This window comes from Actinomycetota bacterium (assembly GCA_030019255.1).
Taxonomy (GTDB): Bacteria; Actinomycetota; Geothermincolia; order Geothermincolales; family RBG-13-55-18; genus Solincola_A.
Window position 1 is genome coordinate 123,689 of the sequence record JASEFK010000006.1, and the last position, 11,543, is coordinate 135,231.

10 protein-coding genes are annotated in these 11,543 nt (G+C 65.0%); 5 read left to right on the top strand and 5 right to left on the bottom strand.

The features are described 5' to 3' along the window. Positions 1-49: 49 nt before the first annotated feature. The 5 genes from QME84_07095 to QME84_07115 all read right to left on the bottom strand — a co-directional run bounded on the left by QME84_07095 (position 50) and on the right by QME84_07115 (position 5,661). Complete coding sequence (locus QME84_07095) at positions 50-1,255, bottom strand: acetyl-CoA acetyltransferase (protein MDI6874031.1); 1,206 nt, start codon at positions 1,253-1,255, stop codon at positions 50-52. A gap of 1 nt (position 1,256) precedes the next feature. Continuing rightward, on the bottom strand, positions 1,257-2,714 hold the full coding sequence (locus tag QME84_07100; protein MDI6874032.1) for a zinc ribbon domain-containing protein: 1,458 nt from the start codon (positions 2,712-2,714) through the stop codon (positions 1,257-1,259). A gap of 70 nt (positions 2,715-2,784) precedes the next feature. After that, positions 2,785-3,114, bottom strand: coding sequence for a hypothetical protein (locus QME84_07105; protein ID MDI6874033.1), 330 nt, complete (start codon positions 3,112-3,114; stop codon positions 2,785-2,787). Positions 3,115-3,246: 132 nt separating this feature from the next. Further along, complete coding sequence (locus QME84_07110) at positions 3,247-4,794, bottom strand: radical SAM protein (protein ID MDI6874034.1); 1,548 nt, start codon at positions 4,792-4,794, stop codon at positions 3,247-3,249. Between the two features lie 351 nt (positions 4,795-5,145). After that, positions 5,146-5,661 (bottom strand): ferritin, encoded by a 516-nt coding sequence (locus QME84_07115; protein MDI6874035.1) that lies wholly within the window; start codon positions 5,659-5,661, stop codon positions 5,146-5,148. 604 nt (positions 5,662-6,265) lie between these two features. Here QME84_07115 and QME84_07120 point away from each other — a divergent pair. The 5 genes from QME84_07120 to QME84_07140 all read left to right on the top strand — a co-directional run bounded on the left by QME84_07120 (position 6,266) and on the right by QME84_07140 (position 11,460). After that, positions 6,266-7,255: an electron transfer flavoprotein subunit alpha/FixB family protein gene (locus QME84_07120; GenBank protein ID MDI6874036.1), complete on the top strand. Its 990-nt coding sequence runs from the start codon at positions 6,266-6,268 to the stop codon at positions 7,253-7,255. A gap of 6 nt (positions 7,256-7,261) precedes the next feature. Beyond that, positions 7,262-8,062 (top strand): electron transfer flavoprotein subunit beta/FixA family protein, encoded by an 801-nt coding sequence (locus QME84_07125; GenBank protein ID MDI6874037.1) that lies wholly within the window; start codon positions 7,262-7,264, stop codon positions 8,060-8,062. 24 nt (positions 8,063-8,086) lie between these two features. Then, a complete protein-coding gene (locus QME84_07130) occupies positions 8,087-8,542 on the top strand; it encodes a hypothetical protein (GenBank protein MDI6874038.1) in 456 nt (151 codons plus the stop codon). Positions 8,543-8,555: 13 nt separating this feature from the next. Next, positions 8,556-10,031, top strand: coding sequence for an FAD-binding oxidoreductase (locus QME84_07135; protein ID MDI6874039.1), 1,476 nt, complete (start codon positions 8,556-8,558; stop codon positions 10,029-10,031). A gap of 148 nt (positions 10,032-10,179) precedes the next feature. Continuing rightward, positions 10,180-11,460 carry a (Fe-S)-binding protein gene (locus QME84_07140; GenBank protein MDI6874040.1) on the top strand — a complete coding sequence of 427 codons (1,281 nt, stop codon included), beginning with the start codon at positions 10,180-10,182 and terminating at the stop codon, positions 11,458-11,460. The last annotated feature ends 83 nt before the right edge of the window (positions 11,461-11,543 follow it).

The following is an 11,543-nucleotide window of genomic DNA, read 5'->3' on the forward strand; positions in this document are numbered from 1 at the left end:
CCCTCATCCGCCCGGGTCATCCAACCCGGAGGGTATCCGTGGTCCCGGATCAGTCAACCCCGAAGATGGCTACCGAGCAGACGTTCTGGGTGGGCACGCCGCCCAGATTGTGGGTGAGACCGAACTTGGGGTTCTTCACCGCGCGGTCCTCCGGCCAGCGGCCCAGGAGCTGGTTGTAAATCTCGTAGATCATGCGGATCCCCGAGGCCCCGATGGGATGCCCGAAGCACTTCAGGCCCCCGTCCGGCTGGCAGGGTATCTGCCCGTCCAGGTCGAAGAAGCCGTTGAGGATGTCCTCCGGAGCTCCTCCAGGCGGGGAGATGCCAAGATCTTCCATGGTCACCAGCTCGGTGATGGAGAAGCAGTCGTGCACTTCCATCATGGAAATCTCCTTGCGCGGGTCCTTTATCCCCGCTTCCTCGTAGGCCTTCCGGGAGGCCGTCTGGGTGGTGATGATCCCCGCTCCGTCCCAGCGGGTGAACATGGCTTCCTCGCCGGAACTCACCGAAATCTGCAGGGCCTTGACCTTGACCATGGGCTCGTTGGGCTTGAGCTTCTTGAAGACCTCCGGGGTGCACACGATGGCCGCCGCCGACCCGTCGCTCACCCCGCAGCAATCGAAGAGGCCCAGCGGATAGGCCACCATGGGGGCCCCCATGATCTGCTCCTTGGTCACCGCCCTCCTCAAATGGGCGCGGGGGTTCTTGGCCCCGTTCTGGTGGCTCTTCCAGGAGACGTGGGTGATGGCCTCCTTGAGCTTGTCCATGGGGATCTTGTACTTGGCGGCGTAGGCCGTGGCCAGCTGGGCGAACATCCCGGGAGCGGTGGCGTTGGGCCCGATCATTACCGCCTCCTGCCCGAAGGCCGGACTATCGGGAAGTCCTCCGTACCCGGTGTCCTTGAGCTTCTCCACCCCGATGGCCAGGGCGATCTCGCAGGCCCCCGAGGCCACGGCGTAGGTGGCGCCGCGGAAGGCCTCCGTCCCCGAGGCGCAGAAGTTGTCCACGCGGGTGAAGGGGATGAAGGGGGTGTGCAGGGCCCCGCTGGCATAAGTGGCGCCCTTGCCGATGTTTATCTCGTCGATGTGGATGCCCAGCCAGGCGGCCTGGATGTCCTTCTTCTCTATCCCTGCGTCCTGCAGGGCCTCGGTGAGCGCCTCTATGAGGAGGTCGTCGGAACCGGCGTCCCAGCGCTCCCCGAACCTGGTGCATCCCATGCCCAGGATGACCACCTTGTCCCGGATTCCCTCGGCCATCTCACTTCACCTCCCCCACCGCCGGTATGGCTTTCCAGAAGTAATTGGTGATGTCGCGCTTGGGATCGTAGAACTTGATGCGGAAGCTGAAGTCCACCGGCATGCCCACGGAAAGGTCTTCCACCGTGCAGTCGGTGAAGTCCATGAGGGTGCGTCCGCCGCCGTTGAAGTTCACGTTCCCGTAGATGGCAGGCGGATTCACCGAGGCGGCCAGCATGTCCCCGGTGTAGGTGAACACCGTCCCGCCCTTGTCCGCCAGGTAGACGGGGTCCATCTCGTCCAGGGCCTGGCAGTCGGGGTTAATGCAGATGCGCTGCGGCGGGTACTGCTGGGTCCCGCACTTGCGGCACTTGCTGCCCCAGAGCCCCAGGATAGCCTTGTGCTCCCGCCACACCAGTGACCAGCGGGTCTCCTTGTCCGTCTCCCCGCGGATGCCCGTCTCCGCCGGCGCCATCCCCCTCCATACCAGGTACTTCTGGTAGTTGTCCAGGTCGGCGCGGCGGGCCAGCCAGCGGGAGACGCCCCGCCCGTCCTGCATCTTGGTTATGTTGTCCGTGACCTCGAACCACAGGGCGTCGCACCCGCTTCCATAACTTACCAGGAGGATCTTCTCCCCTGGCTTCGCATTCTCCAGGGCGGCGGCCAGCATGAGCAGAGGATGGGCGCTTCCGGAATCGCCCACCGTGGTCAGCATGTCGTCCTGCACTTTCTCCTGCTCCACCTGGAGTACCTTGTTGATGTTTTTACGGGCCCCGCCGTAGTAGCAAGGGTAAATGATGCGGTCGAAGTCGGAGGGGTTAAGCCCGTACTTGGCGCACAGCCCCTGCACCGCCTGGGGGATGAACTGCTGGTAGCCGACGTCCCGTATCCAGCGTTCCTCCCACATGCGGTCGTACCTGGTGTTGGCGCCCCGCAGGTGATCCACGAAATCGTGGGACACGGAGAAGGAACCCTTGTACTCCGCGATGACGTCCTGGTCGGAGACCATGATCGCCGCCCCCGCGTCACCGAAGACCATCTCCTGGGTGGAGGCCATCTTGCCCAGCCGGCAGTCGGCGGCGCAGACCACCGCCTTTCCGCCGTTATAGGCCACGAACTCCAGGGCCGAGAGCAGGGCGCTGGTTCCGGACTTCAGGGACCCGGTGAAGTCCGCGGACCGTATCTCGTCCCTAGCCCCCAGGGCCCCGGCCACGATGTTGGCGTTCTGCCTCTCCTTGTAGGGGGCGGTGGTGGTGGCGAAATACACCGCGTCGATGCTCTGGCGCTCCACCCCCCGCAGGCAGTCCATGCCCGCGGCCACGGCCATGGTGATGGAATCCTCGTCGAAGTTGGCGACGGCCTTCTCCCCGCGGGCGTTGGTGATGATCACCGGGTTCAGCCAGCCCATGCTGCCGAAGATGATCATGCGGTTCAGCCGGTAGCGGGGCACGTAGCCGCCGAAGGAGCCGATCCCAACCATCTCTTCCTCCCTTCCCTCTTGTCTTTCTGCCGATGAAGGTCGAGCCCTGCCTCGTCGCGACCTCTCTTACTCAGGCGAAGATTATCTGATGAAAACCGGGGTGCCTGGCCTTCAGCTCCCTGGTTATTTCCCTTCGCTCCCCCTCGTCCTCCACGCGGTCGACCTCCGAGACCCAGAGGCCGTCCTCGTTCTTCCGCCCCCGCAGCTCCCTTATGTACCCGGGAACCATGATGAATCCCATGCCCGCTCCCCCGCAGCAGGAGGTGTCCGCCGCGGCGGCCTCCAGGAGGTACAGGACTTCGCGGTCCCTATATTTTAACATGCCCTCTTCCAGGACCATGTAGTATCCAGCGATACTTCTTATTTCCTCGCCGATGGGCTGGTGCACGTGCTGCGCCATCGCCTTGCGCACCTCCCTCCCAAGTCCGACCGGTGTCCCTTCCATGCAAAGCTCGCCCTCGCGAGCCCCACGGCACTTTTTCTTCACGCGGCCCGGTGCGTGATGCGTCTCTTCCTGCGCGCCTCCCTCCGACTAACCGATATTAAACCCCCCGGCCTCATCGGGCATTGACTCCCGGTAACCGGAAGCGGCTTCCATTCCCGGTTCCGCCAGTCCAGGATGGAACTTCACCTCCGGGGAGCCGCGGTGCCACTTCGCCCGCTTACGCAATCCCCCGTTGGCGATGGCCCGATGGAGGCGGATGAGGGGACGGTGGGAATATATCTCCGCCATGGCCACCAGCCAGAGGCATTCCGAGAGGGGCCGGTGACCGCGGTAGACCATGAAGGGGAACCAGGTCCTGCGCCATCCCACCTGCCACCTGGAAAATCCCGGAAGATCCAGGGCCGGCTTCCTTCTCTCCAGGGTGGGGTCGGGATCGCGCTCCAGGAGGCCCTGCTCCCGGCACCTCTCGTAGAGCTCCGTTCCCGGGTAGGGGAAGAACACGGAGAGCAGGAACCAGTCCGGCTGGCATACGCGGTTTACCCGCACCGTCTCCCGGAATTCCCGGGGAGTCTCCCCCGGGAGCCCGATGAGGTTGTATATCCCCACCTGCAGGCCGTACTTGCGCGCGGTCTCCACGGCGCGGATGATGTCCTGGTTGGAATACATGCGCTTGAGCACCTGGCGGCGTATTTTCTCGCTCCCCGATTCCAGCCCGATATTCACGAAGCGGAAGTTGCTCTCCGCGAAGGCCGCGAAAAGCTCCTCGTAATCGGCGTTGGGGGTTACCCGGAGGTTGGCCCCGAAGGCGATGGGGACCTCCAGGCGGGCGTTGAGCTTCCGCAGCTCCGCGCAAAGCTCCAGGGCCCACTCCCGCTTCGCCCCCAGGGTTTCCACCTCCAGGTAGACCTCGGCGAAGGAGGGGTCCTTCTGTTTCATGCTCTCCAGCTCCTGAACGATGTTCCCCGGGCTGCGGACGCGAACGTACCGGCCCGGCGCCGCCTTCCGCAGGGCGTGATTACAGCAGTAGGTGCAGCTGAAAGGGCATCCCCTTCCCACCAGCACCGAGGGGCGGGAGGAAGGGTTGGCCACCCAGGGCGTCCACATCTCCCGGTCCGGGAAGGGGAGGGAATCCAGGTCCTCGAGGAAGGGACGAGGGGCGTTCCGCTCTATGGAACCATCGGGCCTCCTGATGTAGAGGTTGGGGATCCCCGAGGGGAAACGCCCTTTCTCCAGCTGCTCCACGAGCTCCAGGGTGGGGAACTCCCCCTCCCCCACGCACACGGCGTCGAAGGAAGCCTCTTCCAGGCAGCGGTCGGGATTGAGGGAGGCGTGAGGCCCTCCCAGGAGGAGGAAGACATCCGGGTACTTTCTCTTTATACGCGCCGCCACCCGGGATAGAAAAAGGTACTCGGTGTACACGGCGGTAAAGCAGGCCAGGTCGGGGTGGAAGGATTGGATGTATTCCTCGAGGAGATGAGGGGTCTCGCGGCAGAGTACCACCAGAGAGGTCCGATGCCCGTGCGCCCGGAGGAAGGAGGAGATGTAGGAGATGCCGAATTGCACGCGTTCCTGTATCTCCAGGGGTTTTTCCGGCGAGTAGGCATCCTCCTCGGAGTGCACAAAAAGTACATTCATATTCGCCTCGTATGCTGGCTCTTCGCGGCGGAGGATCCGCCGGTCGCGAAAGGATTATATATTCTCCGCCGGTAAAAGGGAAAGGGGTGTGCTGGTCCACTGCATGGTGAACATTCCATCCCTATCCTTGCACTCCTCCATCCAGGACTTCAAGAACTTGTTCTGGTCCACCCGACCCCAGGCGGGTAGCCGCTCACCGTCGAGAACTCCCAGGGGCGGCCTCGTCAATTTTCAAACCGTGGCCTATAAAGGGCTACCATGGCCTTAACGGAAAACCCATGGGCCCCGGGCTCCCATCGGTGCCTGGAGGTCAACCGGGGCGAAACCCTTTCATGTCTCTTCTCGGTCCGTTTATTCCGCTGCCGTGGCAGGTGGGGTGAAGACCCTCTGGGCCAGCTCGCGGTCCAGCATCATGAGGGCGTGCCCGTCCTCCTTGACCAGCTCCAACTGGTCCAGGATTTTCTGCGGCGAGGCCACCTCCTCCACCTGTTCCTTCACGAACCAGTCCAGGAAATTGGCCGTGGCGTGGTCTTTCTCCTCCAGGGCCAGAGTCATGAGGTCGTTGATACGACGGGTGACCAGCTTCTCGTGCTCCACCGTTTTCCGGAACACCTCGGTCACCGAGGGGTACTCGTTCTCCACCTGGTCGAAGGCCCTGATCTCGGGGCGTCCACCGGCCTCGGCTATGTAGTTGAAGAACATGAGGGCGTGGGTACGTTCCTCCTCCGCCTGCACCAGCATCCAGTTGGCGAACCCATCCAGGCTCCGGGACTTGAAATACCCGGCCATGGCCAGGTAGAGGAACTCGGAGTAGAACTCCCACTTCATCTGGTCGTTGAGCGCTTCCTGCATCCTCTCTGAAAGCATCGTCCACCACTCCTTTCCTGGATGAACATCCTTCTCAATACACCAACCTCATTATTTATACCTATACCGCTTGCTCTGCGTCCCCAAACAGGATACAGGTCATGGACACGGCACTCCGCATCCCCGGAGGAGAAGCAGGCCCCGGGCGAAGGAGGAGATGGGTGGTCCGTCATCTCTTTCACCTTTGCGTTCGGGCCAGGCCTGAATGCCGCTTGCTCCGGGTTCCCGAATCGGACCCAAGTCCTGGACGAGGGAGGACGAGAGTATTTACCGGACTCGTTACCGGACGGTGAGCAAGCCGTCTCCCATCCCCTCTCCTCGATTCCATACAAATTTAAAAATTTTGATTGACTTTGCGCATAAGTGGTGATATAAAATGACTACCAGTCACATTTGAGAAGCGGCTTTCGTCGCAGCACACACGCAGCCGGGACGAAAGCCGCCTTCTCATTGGGGAGGGAAAACGGGATGCCGCGGGGGATGAGGATTCACATCCAGCACAAGCGGAGGGCAGGTTTTTCCATCTTTTACCACCTCCATCCGACATCCTGCATCCCATACACATGATCCTTATGGCGTGTATGACGGCGCAACGGAGGCACAAATGGGAGATATCGACCGCGAGATCATGGTGATAGCCGAGATCGACGAGGAGGGAACCCCCACCCGGCTCACTCTGGAGCTCCTGGGCCTGGGGAGGGGCCTGGCCCCACCGGAGGGCGGGGTCTCAGCCCTGGTCCTGGGAAGCGGGGTGGAGAAGGCCTGCTCCGAGCTGGCCTCCCGGGGAGCGGAGCGGGTCTTCTTCCTGGACCGCCCGGAACTTACCCCCTACAACCCCGAGGTATGGACGCCCCTCCTGGAGGCCTTCCTCCGGGAGCGCTCCCCGGCCCTGGTGCTCGCCGGACACACCCCCCTGGGGCAGGACCTCCTCCCCCGCCTGGCCTTCTCCCTGGAAGCGGGGCTGGTCACCGACTGCGTGGGGGTCCGGGCGAGGGAGGGCGGCCTCCTCTTCACCAAGCCGGTCTACGGAGGGAACGCCCTGGCGGGGATGAGGATCACCACCCCCTTGGCCCTGGCCACGGTGCGGGCCCGGGTGGGGGAGGCGCTCCCCGCATCCGGGCCGGGAGGAGAGCTCCTCCCCCTGGACCTGGACCCCCCGGCGGAAGCAGGGATGGCGGTGCGGGAGAGGCACCGCCTGGAGGCCTCCGAATGCCCCCTGGAGGAGGCCCGGGTGGTGGTCTCCGGGGGCCGGGGCATGGGCGGGGAGGAGGGTTTCAAAATACTGCGGGAGCTGGCTCGGCTACTGGGCGGGGCGGTGGGGGCCTCCCGCCCCCCGGTGGACGCGGGCTGGGCCCCCACCACCTGCCAGGTGGGGATCACCGGGAAGGTGGTGGCCCCCGACCTCTACATCGCCGTGGCCATCTCCGGCTCCAGCCAGCACCTCTCCGGGATGGGGGACTCCGGGAAGATCGTGGCCATCAACCGCGATCCCGAGGCCTACATCTTCCAGGTCTCCGACTACGGGGTGGTGGGGGACTGGCGGGAGGTGCTCCCCGCCTTCCTCTCCAAGGTGAAAGAGCTGGCCGCGGAATGAGGGGAGGTGAAGAGGGGCATGCACATCGTGGTCCTGGCCAAGGTGGTCCCCGACCCCGAGGGCCCTCCCTCCTCCTTCGAGGTGGATCCCGCGGGAAGGAGGGTGGTGGCCCGAGGCATCCCCCCGGTGATCAACCCCTTCGACGAGAACGCCCTGGAGGCGGCCATCCGCATCAAGGAGCGGGCCAGGGGGACCATCACCCTGCTCTCCCTGGGGAGGAACCTCTCCCGGGCGGTGATCTTAAAGGCGGTGGCCTCAGGGGCCGACGCCTCGGTGCTCGTGGAGGACGACTCGTTGGACCAGGCGCTTTTAGACTCCCGGGCCACGGCCGCCCTTCTGGCCGCCGCCCTGCGCTCCCTGGAGCCCTTCGACCTCCTCCTCTGCGGCAGGCAGGCCTCGGACAGCAACGCCGGGGTGGTGGGCCTGGGGGTGGCCCGCATCCTGGGCCTTCCCGCCGTCACCTTCGCCCAGAGGGTGGAGGTGGAGAACGGGAAGGTGGTGGTGGAGCGGGTGCTCTCCGAGGGCTACGAGGTGGTGGAGTGCTCCCTCCCCGCCCTGGTCACGGTGAGCGGGGAGGTGGGGGATTTGCGCTATCCCAGCCTGCAGGCCATCCGGGCGGCCAAGGAGCTGCCCCAGAGGGTGATGAAGCCGCAGGAGCTGGGAATCGACCTTCCCTCCCCCTGGGTGGAGACGGTCTCCCTGGAGCCTCCCCGCCGGGAGAGGAGGTGCCGCCTGGTGGAGGCCGACTCCCCGGCGGAGGCGGGGGAGAAGCTGGCCCTGCTCCTGCGGGAGGAGAAGGTACTGTGAATCGATATTCCCGGGGTAAAACCCTTGATCATCAACCGAAAACAACGGCTGGCCGGTACGGTTAGACGGGAGGTGAGGACGGTGGCCATCGACCCCCAGGAAGTCTTCTGGGTAATGCAGTGCGCCTACCGCAACGGCGTGCTGGACAAGTTCATGTCCATCCAGGGCAGGGCCCTGGAGCTGGTCATGGAGGAGACCGGCGCGGACATGGGGGACCTGCTCAACCGCATGGACGAGGCCAAGGAGGAGACGGTGATGAAGGTGGACCGCCTCCTGGACCGGGCCGGCCCCTTCCTGAAATACCTGAACAACGACCGCCTCATGCGCCTGGCGGACCGGCTGCTCTCCTCCGAGAAGGTGCAGGCCTTTATGGCCAGGCGAATGGCGGACTCCATAAAGAGGACCCTCACCGGTGAGGCCCCGCCCTCCCTTCCGGAGAGGGTGAAGTCCGCGGTCTCGAGACTGCGCAGGGCGGCATGAGGGGGTGTGGTCGATGGCCGAGCTGAGCGTGGCACTTGAAAAACTGGCCTCCGTGGTGGGAAGGGAGAACGTGTCCACCGACGAGGAGGTCCTCTCCACCTTCAGGAAGGCCGGCACGGTGGAGGGGGGAGAGCCCCTGGCCGTGGTCCGGCCGGCAGACACCCGGGAGGTGCAGGAGCTCATCAAGCTGGCCCGCGAGGAGAAGTACAACCTGGTCTTCTCCTCCTCCGCCCCACCCCGCCTGAGGGGGGATTCAGTCCCCAACGGGGAGGGGATCATCGTGGACATGTCCCGCATGGACAAGATCGTCCGCCTGGACCGCAGGAACAAGGTGGCCCTGATCGAAGCGGGAGTGACCTACGAGAAGCTCATCCCCGAGGTGGACAAGTTGGGGCTCAAGGTGCTCATGCCCCTTTTGCCCAAGCGGGGCAAGTCCATCCTAGCCTCCTGCCTGGAGCGGGAGCCCATCATCATCCCCAAGTACCACTGGGACATGACCGACCCCATGCTCTGCACCGAGCTGGTCTTCGGAACCGGGGACCTCTTCCGCACCGGGTCGGCGGCCGGTCCCGGTTCGCTGGAGCAGCAGTGGGCAGCGGGGGCGGCACAGAAGAACCCCATGGGCCCCGCCCAGACGGACTTCGTGCGCGTGGTGCAGGGCTCGCAGGGGACCATGGCCGCGGTCACCTGGTGCTCCCTCAAGCTGGAGGTGAAGCCCACCATCCACAGGATATACTTCGTCCCCGACCGCAAGCTGGAGAGGCTCATCGACTTCACCTACCGGGCCCTCCGGCCCCGGCTGGGTGACGAGTGGCTTATCCTCAACTCCTTCGCCCTGGCCACGGTGATCGCCGAGGACCCGGAGCGCATCCAGGAGCTGGCCGAGGAGCAGGCCCCCTGGACGGTGGTCTACGGGGTCTCCGGGTACCAGTACCTGCCGGAGCAGCGGGTGGCCTACCAGGAACACGACCTGGCGAGACACGCCCAGGCCGCCGGGGTCGCGGCGTCCTACGAAGTCCCGGGATGCTCCTGGAAGCGGATGGAAAGAATCCTCGCCGCCCCCTCCCCCGAGCCCTACTACAAGACCCGCCCCAAGGGGGACTTTCTGGATATCTTCTTCCTCACCACCCTGGACCAGGTGCCCCGCTTCATCTCCGTCATGGAGGCCGAGGCGGAGCGCTTCGGCTATCCCACCTGGCGCCTGGGCGTGTACATCCAGCCCATCCAGCAGGGCAGGAACGCCCACCTGGAGTTCACTCTCTACTTCAACCCCGAGGACGCCGGAAAGGCCCGGGAGCTCCACGCCTCCGCCTCCCGGGCCCTCTCGGAGGCGGGGGCCTTCTTCTCCCGCCCCTACGGGATCTGGGCCGACCTGGCCTACGCCCGCTGCCCGGACACGGTGCGGGTGCTGCGCAAGGTGAAGGACATGTTGGACCCCGACCACGTTCTCAACCGGGGCAAGCTCTGCTTTGCGGAGGAGGTGGTGTGAATGGCCGCTCCAGCCATGAAGTCCGCCACCCACCCTTCCCGGTCACGGTTTTCAGGAATTAAGAGGGGGTATCTGGAGATGGTTCCTTGTCGCCGTCACCTACGGTCATCCGCCCCGGGGCTTGTAGCGCGAGAGGGGGTGTCTTGAGATGGCTCTTTCCGATTACCAGAGGGACATGGAAGGTTGCTCCCGCTGCTCCTCCTGCAAGTGGGTGCCCTACAACCAGATTAAGAGCTGGCGCTTCGCCAAGAACTGCCCCTCCATCTGCCGCTACAACTTCCACGCCTACTCCGGTTCCGGGCGCATGATCATCGGACTCTCCCTGCTTCTCGGGCGCTCGGAACTCAACGACGCCGTGGCGGAGATCATCTATAAATGCCAGTTGTGCGGGGCCTGCGACACCGCCTGCAAGGTCTACCGGGACGACATCGACCTGACCGAAGTCCTCCTCGAGCTCCGCGCCCACTGCGTGGAGCAGGGCTTCCTCATGGTGGAGCACATGGCGCTCATCGACGCCCTCAAACGCGAGGACAACGTCCTGGGAGAGCCCAAGGCCAAGCGGGGAGAATGGGCGGAAGGGCTTCCGGTCAAGGACATCAACCGCGAGAGGTGCGAGGTCCTCTTCCACGCCGGCTGCCGTTACTCCTACGACCCTGACCTCCGGGAGACGGTGCGGGGGGCGGTGAGGCTCCTCCTGGAGGCCGGGCTGGACGTGGGCATCGCCGGGGCCGAGGAGTCCTGCTGCGGGGGCCGGGCCTACGAGCTGGGATACCGGGGGGAGGCGGAGAACTACGCCGAGGATCTCCTCTCCCGGGTGAAGGCCTCCGGGGCGCGCATCCTGGTCACCCCCTGCGCGGACGGGTACGCCCACTTCCGCTACCTCTATCCCCGCATGGGCAAGGAGCTTCCCTGCGAGGTCCTGCACATCACCCAGCTCCTGGAGAGGCTGGTCTCCGAGGGCAGGCTGCGCCTCCGGGAGCAGGTTCCCCTCCTCTTCACCTACCACGACCCCTGCCACCTGGGAAGGATGGGGGAGCCCTACCTGGGGGACTGGAAGGGGGACAAGCTGCAGCGCCCCATGTCCCTGAAGAGGTCGGGACGCAAGGGGGTCTACGAGGCCCCGCGCAACCTCCTGCGCGCCCTGCCCGGCGCCGAGCTCACGGAGATGGAGCGCATCCGGGAATACGCCTGGTGCTGCGGGGCGGGAGGCGGGGTGCTGGAGGCCTACCCGGACTTCGCTGCCTGGACGGCCGCCGAGAGGATCGAAGAGGCACTGGCCACGGGGGCGGAGGCGCTGGCCACCGCCTGTCCCTGGTGCGTGCGCGTGCTGCGCGACGCCTCCGAGGAAATGGGGGCGGAACTCCCGGTCTACGACCTGGTGGACCTGGCGCTCCAGGCGGCAGGGATCGCGGAAAAAGAGCGGGTGTGAGGCCGGAAGAGGCTCGCCTTGCGAAGATGAGGGCCTGAAAGAGGGGACGTCTCCCCGTGTGGAACATCGGCGGAGTTACGGAA